General features: G+C 62.9%; 14 protein-coding genes. 2 read left to right on the forward strand and 12 right to left on the reverse strand.

What is annotated here, in order from left to right:
• Positions 1–72 precede the first annotated feature (72 nt).
• Positions 73–807, forward strand: a complete 735-nt coding sequence (locus E3N86_RS00055) for a recombinase family protein (protein WP_166784954.1) — start codon at positions 73–75, stop codon at positions 805–807.
• Between the two features lie 1,792 nt (positions 808–2,599).
• On the opposite strand, the gene E3N86_RS00060 is transcribed toward E3N86_RS00055, so the two are convergent.
• The 10 genes from E3N86_RS00060 to E3N86_RS00105 all read right to left on the reverse strand — a co-directional run bounded on the left by E3N86_RS00060 (position 2,600) and on the right by E3N86_RS00105 (position 8,802).
• Positions 2,600–3,055 carry a hypothetical protein gene (locus E3N86_RS00060; RefSeq protein WP_134511055.1) on the reverse strand — a complete coding sequence of 152 codons (456 nt, stop codon included), beginning with the start codon at positions 3,053–3,055 and terminating at the stop codon, positions 2,600–2,602.
• Positions 3,056–3,546: 491 nt separating this feature from the next.
• Positions 3,547–3,990 carry an ASCH domain-containing protein gene (locus E3N86_RS00065; protein ID WP_134511056.1) on the reverse strand — a complete coding sequence of 148 codons (444 nt, stop codon included), beginning with the start codon at positions 3,988–3,990 and terminating at the stop codon, positions 3,547–3,549.
• Positions 3,977–4,264: a hypothetical protein gene (locus E3N86_RS00070; protein WP_134511057.1), complete on the reverse strand. Its 288-nt coding sequence runs from the start codon at positions 4,262–4,264 to the stop codon at positions 3,977–3,979. Before E3N86_RS00070 ends, E3N86_RS00065 begins: the two co-directional genes overlap by 14 nt.
• Positions 4,265–4,291: 27 nt before the next feature.
• A complete protein-coding gene (locus tag E3N86_RS00075; RefSeq protein WP_134511058.1) occupies positions 4,292–4,561 on the reverse strand; it encodes a hypothetical protein in 270 nt (89 codons plus the stop codon).
• A 61-nt stretch (positions 4,562–4,622) separates the two neighbouring features.
• On the reverse strand, positions 4,623–4,895 hold the full coding sequence (locus tag E3N86_RS00080) for a hypothetical protein (protein WP_134511059.1): 273 nt from the start codon (positions 4,893–4,895) through the stop codon (positions 4,623–4,625).
• Positions 4,892–5,104 carry a hypothetical protein gene (locus E3N86_RS00085; RefSeq protein ID WP_134511060.1) on the reverse strand — a complete coding sequence of 71 codons (213 nt, stop codon included), beginning with the start codon at positions 5,102–5,104 and terminating at the stop codon, positions 4,892–4,894. The genes E3N86_RS00080 and E3N86_RS00085 overlap by 4 nt, the downstream gene beginning before the upstream one ends.
• Positions 5,101–5,364, reverse strand: a complete 264-nt coding sequence (locus E3N86_RS00090; protein ID WP_134511061.1) for a DUF6226 family protein — start codon at positions 5,362–5,364, stop codon at positions 5,101–5,103. Before E3N86_RS00090 ends, E3N86_RS00085 begins: the two co-directional genes overlap by 4 nt.
• 171 nt (positions 5,365–5,535) lie before the next feature.
• Positions 5,536–6,153, reverse strand: a complete 618-nt coding sequence (locus E3N86_RS00095) for a hypothetical protein (protein WP_134511062.1) — start codon at positions 6,151–6,153, stop codon at positions 5,536–5,538.
• Positions 6,154–6,223: 70 nt separating this feature from the next.
• Positions 6,224–6,646 carry a hypothetical protein gene (locus E3N86_RS00100; protein WP_134511063.1) on the reverse strand — a complete coding sequence of 141 codons (423 nt, stop codon included), beginning with the start codon at positions 6,644–6,646 and terminating at the stop codon, positions 6,224–6,226.
• Positions 6,647–8,442: 1,796 nt separating this feature from the next.
• Positions 8,443–8,802: a hotdog fold thioesterase gene (locus tag E3N86_RS00105; protein WP_370295249.1), complete on the reverse strand. Its 360-nt coding sequence runs from the start codon at positions 8,800–8,802 to the stop codon at positions 8,443–8,445.
• A gap of 545 nt (positions 8,803–9,347) precedes the next feature.
• Here E3N86_RS00105 and E3N86_RS00110 point away from each other — a divergent pair.
• Positions 9,348–9,731: a hypothetical protein gene (locus E3N86_RS00110; protein WP_134511064.1), complete on the forward strand. Its 384-nt coding sequence runs from the start codon at positions 9,348–9,350 to the stop codon at positions 9,729–9,731.
• A gap of 849 nt (positions 9,732–10,580) precedes the next feature.
• Here the strand turns inward: E3N86_RS00110 and E3N86_RS00115 are convergent.
• Positions 10,581–10,979, reverse strand: coding sequence for a hypothetical protein (locus E3N86_RS00115; protein WP_134511065.1), 399 nt, complete (start codon positions 10,977–10,979; stop codon positions 10,581–10,583).
• A gap of 204 nt (positions 10,980–11,183) precedes the next feature.
• On the reverse strand, positions 11,184–11,405 hold the full coding sequence (locus E3N86_RS00120; protein ID WP_134511066.1) for a hypothetical protein: 222 nt from the start codon (positions 11,403–11,405) through the stop codon (positions 11,184–11,186).
• Positions 11,406–12,124: the final 719 nt, after the last annotated feature.

Here is a 12,124-nt window from a genome sequence, read left to right on the forward strand (position 1 = left end):
CAGTTACCGCTCATAGGACTGACGGCGGCACAACCGGTCGGTTGTGCCGGTCAAAAGCCGAAGGAGGACAGCTTGCAGAAAGACAGGACGAAAATCGGGTCGAATCCGGCGATAACGGTGCCAGAAATCGTGACGGGTCAAGGCGCCCTTCTGCCGGTCGCCCTTGGCCGTGTTTTCGGTTACGCCCGCGTCTCCCGCAGCGATTCTCAGGACTACGGGCATCAGGTCTCATCACTTCGTCTTGCGGGCGCGACGACGATCTTCACGGACGAAATCAGCGGCGGGGTCCCTACGGGCGCTCGCCCGGGATTTCGCGACGCGGTCTCCCACCTTCGGCCAGGCGACGTTCTAGTGGCAGCCGAAATGTCGCGAATCAGCCGTTCGCTCACGGACTTGATCGCAACCATCGAGATGCTTACCGCACAGGGCGTCACGGTCCGCGTGCTGGGACTCGGCGACCTCGACTCGACCAGCGCGACAGGCCGCCTCATGATCGGCCTCCTCGGGCTCGTAGCTGAATTCGAAAGGAGCCTGATCCGCGCCAGGACAATCTCAGGCATCGCCAACGCACGCCGATCCGGCGTTCGCATTGGAAGGCCTCCGGCGCTCGACGCCCAAGGGACGCGCACGCTCATCGCGATGAAGTCAGCTGGAGCATCGGTTCCCGAGGTCTGCGTGGCCCTCTCAGTCTCTGAGCGCACCGTTCGCCGCACGCTCGCCGCCCACTTGCCGCAACCGTTTGCATCTACGCAGCCACGGAGGGCATCCTCACCTACGAGTTCGACGATCCCCGCCGCCAACAGCTGAACCCTGGAGAAGGCAGAACCCTTACCCCACGTCGAACTGAAGCCGCAACTGCACAATGAGTCAAGCCAGATGTCTCTAGGAGCCAGCGGTCGAGGCCGACCTCCGAGGCCTAGGAGATTGTCCGATAAAGCCACAGACTATTGATTCGCACAGCTTCAAACCACATGCCTGAGGTTCAGCGTTCCAACCAGTTTCCGCTGTGCAGTTCGTTGCTCCGGGGTGAGTGCCAAGGACTCCACGCTAGATGGTGCACGGCCGCCTGCAGCACGGACCATGCCTGACCACGCCGATAGGCGCGAATGGTATCCAAGGTGCGGCGGACGGGCAGGACCGCGAGGGGGCTGCCGGACTACAGGGACAAGGGCAACAACACGGAGACGACGTGTGGGGCGGAACAAGCGCGAAGGCGCAAACGGCACTGACTCATATCCCGCCCCCAACATTTGCCTCGGGAAGAAACGAGGCGACCCTCATCCGGTCGCGGCGATCGTGCCGTGCCTTCACTCGGCTGTCCCGGCTTCGGTTTCTGATGGTCACGTCGCGGTGCCTCGGGTCCACGCTCGCACGTTTGCTTCTCGCCGGCTGCGCCGTCTCACGCGGTACGGTGCCGGTGTGCTGCTGGCTCGTCTCCGTCTCAATAGCTGGCCTGTCTCGAAACGTCATGTCCACTGCGTGGTTTTCGGCAGACACGCTCCGGGCGGCCTCTCGTCAACTGCGCTGCCTCACCGTCATGCCACGGGTCGTCCCACCGCTCGTCACAAAACGTCTCCGGGACGGTGACAGAGGTGACCGGACAGGACAGGTCACTGCGGCGCCGCGCGCTAACAGCGCCGTCACAATCAGGGGTCACCGTGACGTTGACACAGGCGTCACGTCACTCGTCACCGTGACGCCTGGACTAGTGAGTGGCGGGCGCGCCGCCGACGGTGCAGCGAGGTGCTTTGAGGAGACGGGCCGTGCGAAGAGGTGACTGGCCACGCGTCCAGGGTGGCGAGGGGCTGACCGGCCGCCGTTCCGGCCGAATCAGCGACGAGACAACAACGTAACGAGTGCGGAACTAAAAAGGGCAAGGAGCCGGGGCTCGCAGGAGCTTCCGCTTGGGCGAAGTACACGCCGCAAAAGGCACGTTTTGTTGTGCCTTTAGCCCTGTTTCTCGTCGCCTTGCTCCTGCGTAATGGTGCGCTCGGAGGCGGGCGCGCGAAGAGCAGGTTTTTATGCGGTTTTCAATGGCTACGAACCCCGTTTTGGCGCCGTCCATGCGGCGGCAACTGGCGTCCCACGGGTGCTACGTTTAGCGCGCAACAGGCCTGGATCCAAGCCCCGCGAATGTGTCATGGAATCTGAGTCGCGTCGATACCGGATGGGACTGGTCACACGCCGGCACGCGGAAGTTCTCGGCCATTTCATCTGCGATCCAGACACCGCGCGGTCGAGGGCGCAGCTGTGAGGTTGGCGCAGAAGATTGTGGCGCGCAGCTTGACCCGTTAGACACTCACCTAACGGCTAAGGATCGCAAGAAATGGCCGCTCAAGGAGGCGGTGTGGAACCAGACTCTAATCGGTGTGCGCTCGGTCAAGGCCGTACTCCACGATACGGTGATCTGGCGAATGCCTTCCGTCGGAGACCTCCCAGCAGACGATGACCGAGGCTGCTGCTCGTTCTTCTGATCGGCATTGCAGATCGATGCTCCCCTGCAATCATGCGCCCCGGGTGAGCCGTGGTCCCCGATCTCAGCCAATCGGCGCCATGTTCGATGCCAAGCACATCGAAGCGCCCGGCTAAGCTCCCGGGTTTACAGGCGGCCGAAGGCGATCACATCGAGTTCAGCCAGACTGTGGATCAGCCGGCGGGCGCTCCCGGAGTCGACGATGATTACGCCCGCGGAAACCGGGTCCGTTCTCCCTGTCGCGGCAACCGCGACGCTGGTCAGGATCAGCGGTAGCCTCTCCCCCGGCTCCCAGTCCCATGCCACCGCCGGTGCTGCTTCCCGCCGGTCCGCGAACAGCGCAGTCAACGTGGTCTCCGACTCTTCGTCCGGGTTGAACTGCCCCTCGTCTGCACGGGCGAGCAGCCCGAAGCCAGAAACGTCTACCGCTGCGCGCAGCGCGATCGCCTCTAGCTGCGCTTTCCGGCTGACGGTGAGCTCCGGGGTGTACCGGTCCGGGTACAGCGCGGCCAGCATGAAGTCGTAATCGGCGGCGAGCAGCAGCGTCCCGGTGACGCTGAGCGCCCATAGTCCGCGGCTCATCCGAGGCACCCCATGACAGCAGATGGTCGGCGGCGAGAGAGTTCAGGAGCGTCACGGAGGTCTCCGGGTTCAGCACCCGCACGTTCCCCGTCGGTTCCGGGTGACCGTTGGTCAGGTGCCCGGCCACAACCAGGCGAGGCTGGGTCGGCGGCCACTCGTGGATGAAATCCGGCAGCGGCCCAATCCGGTCGGCGCTGAGAGCGTCACGGATCACTCGGGTTTGACGGGCGAGGGTCCACGGCACCCGCAGGCACCCTTCCTCCGCCGCCCGGATCTCCATCTCTTGGAACCGCCGGGCCATGGACGCCACGATGCGCTGCCGGGACGCCAGCCGGTCAGCTGGGGGCGCTTGCGGGTCGTAGGCGGGGATGGCCGCGGCCAGGATCTCCCCGGCGGACCCGGCGAGAACGACGGTGCTGCCGAAGATTTTGCCTTCGGCCCAGAACGAGGGTGCGGTGCGGTGGGCAGGGTCAGATTGGGGCATGCCCTACCTATGAACGGACCCCGGGACCTCCGGGCGCCGTTCCTGCGTCCCCGACCGTCGCCGCGCTCAGGTAACAGAAGGACTGCGGGATCGCGGGCGCCGGCGTCCAGCTGGCCAAGGCTATGGGCACCGCGTAGCGCAGCGGGTGCGCGGCGACCAAGGCGACCGCGGTCTGCCGGTCCCCGTAGTACGAGTGGAAGTCCTGTTCTCCGATCAGGCCGGCGGAACCGAACCTTGCCCAGATCTCCGCCGGGGTCCCCTCCACGGTCTCCGCCACCTCGAACTCGCCGATCACGTGTTGCGACGGCGCGGTCGCGTAGACGAGGACCCGGCTGATGTCCGGGGCGAGCCGGCGTTTCCGGAACTCGACGGTCTTCCGCCCGGCGACGAGGGCGGCCGCGTACACCGGGTGCACGGAGAGCAAGGCGACCCGGCCGTCACTCCTCGTCAAGCTCGACGATCCACACGATCGGGGCGCTCTGGAACCGTCCTCGAGGGTCGTCGAGGGTCACCGGCTCCCCGACGACGAACGGCGGCAGAGAGCTGAACTCGGCCGAGGCCCGGTCCAGCCAGTGTCCCTCTTGCCCGGAGACGGGGAACCGTTGGACCACCATCGGGTAGCCGGGCGAGAGCGCCACGGTCAGGACGACCGCGTCCTCGAAGACGATTTCGAAGACCCCGGCGGTGGTCGAGTCAGGGGTCAGGCGGTCCAGCTCATCAGTCATCGGCCCAGTATGGGCCACAGCACCGACCTAGCGGACGGTGCTCGAACTGCTCGAGCTGGCGGCCGGGAGGTTGTCCGCGGCGACCGCCCCGGTGTACCCGGCGATGATGACCAAGAGACCGACGACAACGAACGCGGCACCGGCGAACTTCCGGAGCCCCGCCGCCTCATCTTGGACGACGGCGCCGACGATGGCGATGACCATGCCGGCGAGGAGCAGAAAACCGAACACGTCACCGGCGCCAAACGCAGACAGGTCAGTAGCGGCGGCGATGGAAGTGGCGATGGCGGTGAACATGGGGTGATCTCCTTCTGAGGGGTGCGCCCCCTTCCCCTATCCCTTGCGCGGGGAACGGTCTTTAGAACCGGGTGATCTCCTCCACCGGACCCTCGGAAGTCAGCACGAACACCGACCCCGCGACCGCCACGCGAACGACAAGCTGCTCTCCGACCCGGAGCGTGAGCGTGTCGAGGACGTGGAGCCACTGGCCGAAGCCGCCGAGGCGCACCCGGTCGTGTTCCCCGTCGACAAGGAAGTCGTGCTGGGCCGGGTCGTCGCTGCCTGCGGTGTGCACGGCAAAGGTGTTCCCGCGGACCTCGGCCGGGTCAACGTGGTCGACTCGAGTCTTCACTCTCGCCCCCGGCGTTCGGCGGCCAAGCGCTCCGCGAGCTCCTCGGGGTCGGCCCGGAGCTCGTAGATGCGGACCGGTGGGGCGACGCCCACAGGTTCAAGGTGCGCCCATTCCCGCAGGTCCAGTTCGGCTCGCGCCGCCCACGCCGCGCACTCGTCCCACAACCCGACCAGGATCACCTTGGTCGCGGGGCGCACACTGCGCGTCATCGTCGGACCTCTGGCAAGCGGAGAAGATCGCCAGCAACGCTCGGGGTTTGCTCGACGGCAACATCGAAGGTGGTCTGGCGCCATCCGATGAGTGCGTCGGCGACGTCGTGCAAAGGCGCGAAACGCGGCACATTACTAACACGGGAATACGCGTCTTCAGGCGGAGACTCTCCTCCCCATCGATTGCCGTAGTCAATCGGACGGCCCTGCTCATCGCGGTAGATCTCCACCGGGAACGTGGGGCGTCGGTACTCAGTCATGTTCACAAACTATCCGTCCGCGTTCTATTCACCGAGCAATCCGCCGGCCCGCAAATCGGACGGTCAATGGCTACGAAAGGGCGTGAAACCAATCACCTTGACGCCTGCGCTGAGATGCCCTGAAGCCGAACTGTAACCGGGGCGCCTGTCCGCTGCGCGGTTCCCTGATCACTATTCGGGGCGCGTCTGCCAAGCGTCCTTAGCCCTCAGCTGCTCTTCGATGCTTACCGCTTGGCCGGCCGCGTCCTGGTCGGTGAGCTTGCCTCGACGCCAAAGACGGATGTTGCCAGAGAATTCCTTTGTCCATTGGAAAACAGGCTCAAGTGCTCGGAACTGCGCATCGGCCGTAACAGGCGCAGGAACCGCTGCCCATCGGTTCAGCGCGACGCGCACGTAGTAGAGAAGCAATTGTCGTTCTGCCTCGAACCACGCGGGGATCGATGGGTAGTCCTCATCAACGGTCTCGGAGAACACAATCATGCTCGTGGACGTCCGCGCAATTAGGCCGTCTTCATCCTTATCAGGTCGGAACCCACGGACCTCAGTAATGGCGTCGAGCAACTGAATATAAGCGGCGGTCTGTTCAGCTCGCCGATCAGCAGACGTGGTTGCGCGCTGCTGCACAAGAGCGATGACGGTGCTGATAAATCCAGCACCGGCTATGCCGACAACAAGATCAGGGAAGAAGGTTGACCAGTCGCTGTCGGTATGCCAGCCGAGAATGGCGAAGATTCCCGACACTAAAGCCGCCGTCCCGGCTGCAACGATCGCGTAAGTTCTAATGCGCATGCTGCATGTTATCGACGCCGCCGGTACCGGCCGCCGCTCGTCCGGCCGAAAACGATCGTTGCGGAATCAGTTAAGGGACGTAAAACTCGTTAGGCGCGCTAGCTTGCACCGAGAGTGTTCCGCCCGGACCACCACTACCGACCGTGATCTTGTAGGGCGCTCCGGACCCGTGGTTCCTTCCGGCGCACGCGCATTCACATAGCAACGCATTCTCCGCCTTGCCCTTCTTCCAGCATGACTCGACGCATTTTTCGACTCCGCCGTGCTGGATGACCTTCACTTTCCCGTAGCGCGCGGCCAGTCCAAGGATGACCTCGTTCGTGTGAGGTCGCGACACGGTCCAGACTCCGCCGGCATACTGCACCTGGCCCTGGCGAGATGCGCCGATCATGTCACCGAGTATTGCGTAACCGCGGCCTTTGCCCTCGAACGGCAGGTATAAGATCTCGGTGCGCTTGCCGTTCGGCCGGATCGTCACGGTTATTACGCTCATGGGCAGAGCCTAGAGCGTGTTGAGCCGGCTTGAATACACGGCCCCGTGTTCGTGAACTGACCCGCAGCGTGCACAACGCGATAGGGCAGCTCCGTGGAGTTGAACGCTGAGTGGCGGCGTTCTTTGATCGCTTTGTGGCGGCATCACCGCCCCGCTTCCGAGAACATCCAGAGCATCGCGTGGGGCAGCGTCGAGAGGTACTCTGCGGGCGTGTCGCCCCGGCTGCGTGGGCAGGTCACTCGAACAGCGGCAGGTCTGCTGAGCTGGCGCGAGAGCGGCGTCCACGGTAACCACTCCGACGGTTGAAGGCCGGGTATCGGGGGCGCACATCTGGATCTGAGGAGCTACATACCTCGACAGTCAGGGACCATTCACTAGCGAGCTCGCGCACCTTTGCGAGAACCAGTGATGGTTGCCCGACGTCCCAGGCAACCGTTTCGCTCGCCCCTTCCTGTGGCATTTCGGCGCGTGAGTAGTGAGGCGCCGCCTGAAGCTCGTCCCGCCACCATGCAAGAATCCCTTGCTCGATGGCGTACGCCTCATCACCGCTCTCGGTTCGGACCCGCCAAACCTCTCGCCAGCCCAGACGCACGTGTTGGGGAATACGGTCACTCGTAGGGGCAGCGATCCCTATTTTTACCGCATGCGCGTCGGCGACGAGGTAGACGATCGCCGGGCCATCGTATGGGAAGGAACTATTGCAATACCGACAGACTCCGCGGCCCTGCTGGACATTTCCCAGGGTCGGGGTGACAACACGCCCGCAGGTGTGTCTGCTGCGCCACGGAGTGCGGCCATTCTCGTATGGAGCCAGTGGCGTCAGACCGTGGTCACCCATGATTTGGCGAGCCCGTTCCTCCGGCATTCGAAACAGCGAGGCGAGAATTTGGTCGCCGCAGGGCCCGCACCCGCCCTGTCCGCGCCTGATGTTGGTGAGCGTGGGCGAGCACTCACGTCCACAATCCAAATGAACCGAGAGCCAAGGGCGGTCAACACCGGGATAAGAGCTGATCGGCTGAAGATTGGCGGCGACCATCAATTCTGTCGCGACACCCTCGTCAAGCAGCTGTGCCCGATGGCCCGTTTCGTGTCCGCAGGCGACACAGGGGCCCTGGCCAGCGGCCAGATTACCCAATCGAGGAGAAACTTCGCGGCCACAGGAGTCGTGTCGGGCACGCCACGCGCTCGATGAACTGCTCGGCCAAGGCTCCAACGGGGTGAGTCCGACTGAACGCATATACGCGTTGGCAGACTCCGCGTCCCACACGTGATGGCCCTCGCGCCGGCGCCAACAGACGGCGCAGCTGCTTTTGGAACGAACAGCGTTCAAGGTGGTTTCTCGCTCGCTGCCGCACGGAATATGGCGAGCAAGCCACCTTTGATCGGCGCCTGGATACGCAACCAGGGGTTCCCAATCGGCGGCGCGCAACTCGGCGGCCGCAGCATCCGCGAGTCCGGCTTTGCGACGCGCTCCTGCATCCATGCGACCACAATGGCCACAAACCGATTTCCCTGGCCGAACGTTCGATAACCGGGGACGAATCTCGCGGCCGCACTGGACATGGATGGCCGGCCATGGAAGATCTTTGCGCCCGGGATACGCGACGAGTGGAGTGGCTCCAGCTGCGCGCAGCAACGCGGCTGCCTCTGCTGAACTCGTACGATTCATCTCGTTTCAGACCTCCTTTCCTGCAGCCTAGATGCAGCCTCCGACGGAGGAGGCGAGTTAGTACCCAATGGCGCCGATCGCAAGAGGAACGGTCTGCGGGCAGAACATCATGAGGATCTCTGAAGGCTCACGATCGTGATTCCGGCGTGGTGTATGTGCTGGGCATCTCGATCACTGCGAGGGTGCACCGCGAGATGCAGACGACCCGGTCTTGGTCGTCGAAAATTCGCACCTCCCAGACGTGAACTCGTCCGCCGCGATGGATGGGACGAGCGATCCCTGTCACCCATCCACCGGCTACCGGCCTGAGATGGTTCGCATTGATCTCCATTCCGACGACGTGAAAGCGGTCTCGGTCCGCGGCAAGAAATCCCGCGAACGATGTGAGCGTTTCCGCGAATGCGACCGACGCGCCGCCGTGGAGCACTCCGGCTGGCTGTGTCGTGCGAGCGTCAACAGGCATCCGGCCTCGCAGGCAATCGGGCATGATCTCTGTGATTTCGATTCCCGATGAGGCAGCCTCGACTCATGTCCTCGAGAACGCCAAGTGCAACTTCACCGTGCCAGATGGAGTCGGTCGACATTTTGAACTCCTATCGTGAGACGACTTCTGCTTGCATCGATTGACGTCCGGAAGCCCGCCGCCCAGGCGAAGTAATCCGTCGGCCAGCAAGCGACGCACCTGACGAATTCACTCGCCCGCGACACATCCTGAAAACAAAACTATCCGGGCCGGGGAGGGTGACCCCAAAACTATGCCCGGCTCGCAAGGCAAGGCAAGGCGCTCAATCTCGACAGCAAGCACTCGCGAGCTGCGATTCGCCCACCCTGGGAAAAGCATCCGCCAAGCGGTCGTTCCGGGACCCCGATAGGCGAGAGCTACTGAGGTTCCGAATGCCGCTCATAGGTATCACATGTTCAAATTCATCGTCTTGGCCGTCCTCGAAGGCTGCATCGACGCGGCGTTCAGCAGCTGCGTGCACGACCGATGCGACTGCGACCACTGACGGTGGTGCGCTGCATAGTGGTGGCATGAAGCAACTGAGCGTGATCGAGCCGGCCACCGACTCTGGCGTGTTCGTGGCGACCACAGCCAACGGTTCCCGCTACGTCGTGGTCGGCGTTGACCGCCGGTGGTGGGTCCGCAGGTCCCCGGCGCTTGGAGCCCCGCCATTGTGGCTCGATAAAGGCTCGGGCATCAACCGACTGGAAGCTCAGGTCGGGCTACCGCTTCGCTGCACACGGTCCGGCGGGTACTTGGACGGTGACATGTGGGTGGTCGGCGGCGAGATCGAAGGGATCGTTACCGCTTTACCGGGAGATCTCAACGAGGCCGAGCTCCGGTTCGCCATCGACGCCGGTGCCTTCTCCGCGAGGACAGGTCTTGCCCACCGACGAACCTCCGACGACCCATGATGGGGTTGCCGGCGCCCTCTAGGTTGACGGGAGACCTTCGCTCCGCGCACAGACCGGGAGCTGAGGATCATGATTACGGCCGAGGACCGGCTACGCGGGGTGGACGGGGCTCCGCTGAATCCCTGGCAATGGCTGACCGGGAGGTCTCCTGCGCCGGTGCTCCACCTTCTCGAGGCCGAACGGGCGGTGAAGTGCCCGTGCGTTCGGTCCAGCCGTGCGAGAATCCGCGCATGGATAGCCTCGACACCCCGAACTGTCCCGCCTGCCTAATTCGCATGGAACCGGCGGACGGGCTGGAGGCGCCGGTATGGAAGTGCCCTACTTGCAGTCTGGTCAAGTTCTGAGCGCGCCCCGGACTAGCAAGCCGGATATCTACCAATCGATCGGAACAGCTGAGGCCGCTCACCTGTTCCGTTGAGAATCTGGATAACGAGTCGAGCGCCTTCCACGACAGGCTGGGTCTGGGGCCAGGGGCCGCTCGGTATGCCTGCATCAGGCTCGGCGTGGCACTCCCAGCAGCGGGAAAACCGAAGGCTGCTCAAGTTCGATCAAGACGGCTATTTTCTCCCGTGCAGCAGTTCGTGGACGGAGGGGTTGTCGACGCCGAAGGGCCAGAGCGAGCTTGCCCAGGGCGTGCGACCCAAGGAGCGGCAGCGACCGCGTAAGTGAACGGACCTGTGTGCGCTACTCGGCCCGTCGACGTTCATTCTCGAGTCCGACGGACCTCTTCAAAGCACTCAGCTAGCTGGACCCTGGTAGTTTCACCCGACCAGAATGACGCCGACACGGTATCCGTCTCGTTTGGTTCCCGACGGGATGACGACTGTTGCGCGGTTCAGAAATAACCAGTCAATCCACATCCGCGTGGATGCCGTGATCTTCTAAATCCCACCGGTCTTCGACGTCGTCATAGTCGCGGAATGAGCGGAGGACCGCGAGCATGGCGTGGCGAGGCGCAATCTGCTCAGCAATCGCCATTCCTGCCAAGACGCTCGCCGCGGCCAAGAACTCCTCGGAAAGTTTTGCGCCATCCCGCACAGAGTGCCGTGCGCCCGATTTCTCAATGAGTCCCTCACTGGTCAGGCAACGAGTAACTCGCCCCACAGTCCCCTCCGCGAGCCCGAACTCCTTTTTGTGTTCTGCGGCAGTGTCCATCAGAGAGCCCGCCGGCAACACTCCGGTCAAGATTCTGCCTGCCAGGGTCTCGTAGACGGCGCCCCATACCTGCACCGAGTCGTGCTGTGTCATTCTGGCCTCATTTCCTGGGCCCGATCCGCGGCGACCCCCTGAGCGGAGCGCCTTGCCCCCATTTGAAGATTACATCGCTGCCATTCACTCTCCCTGCGACGACATCCGGTGCGGAGGGATCAGGAAAACAACGTGCATGTTCGTTGGTCATGTGGTCGAAGCGACGGGCGCTTCCTGCGCCGTGGCACGACCAATGGGGGCTAATCAGAAATTGCAGCGCCGTTCAGCAGCATCAAAACGTTCCCTGACATGCCAGATGCCCTCAAGGCTTTGCGGTTCGTCAACGTTTTGATGAAGCATCAAAATATCGCGGGACAGGCAGATGGCATCAAAACATTGCGGTTCATCGAGATTGTGATGTGCAAGCAGGAACGTTTTTCTCACCAACTTGCCGAAATACCGCCCGAACGAAACAAGTGTCAGCATCGCTCAGGTTCCAGGGGCGACAGGATTCGATTCCCGAGCCCCGAGAGCTCAGCGGCACGTCAGGGCTGAACACGGAGTCCATCCGCGTCGATCGGGAGCGCGGTAGACCGAAAAAGACAGCCTGGAGCGAGATTCGGGAATTACCTGCCCGGTACAGACGCACATGTATCGTTCAGAAGCCCTGTGAGAGCATCTGAGGGGTTTAGGCCCCATATGCTCACTTGGCTACGCGATAGACCATCATGGCGTCAGGATGTCACACAGGGCCGCAGGTGATCCAAGGGTTTTGAGTTCAGCTTTTCCCGCACCGTCTCCACCACTACACCCAGAGTGAACCAGGGCCCTCAGCAAGGGAAGAAAACACAGCGTCAAAGACTGGCACCCTCTTCAAGAATTACCTGATAATCCTTCAGTACCATCGTCACGAGGCTGTCAGAGGTCCATTCGTGACAGCTACTTCGTTGCTATGACTGGGATCGGAGGGGGTAAAACGGGGTTGTCAGCACCTCAGCGCGGAAAGTACACCGTGTAGAGAGGATTGGTATGTATTGTTTCCATCCAGATCGGAATATATACAACAACTCTCTTGTCATGTATCCAAAGAGAGAGAGGGGTCACGTCCCGCTGAGTGGTGGAGTTTCTCGACACCGTGCGGGTCAGCTGTTCTAGCTTAGGCGGCGGCGAGTTCGGGGAGTATCACCGCCTCGTCGATGACCTCG

Source organism: Cryobacterium sp. Hz7, assembly GCF_004402815.1.
GTDB lineage: Bacteria > Actinomycetota > Actinomycetes > Actinomycetales > Microbacteriaceae > Cryobacterium > Cryobacterium sandaracinum.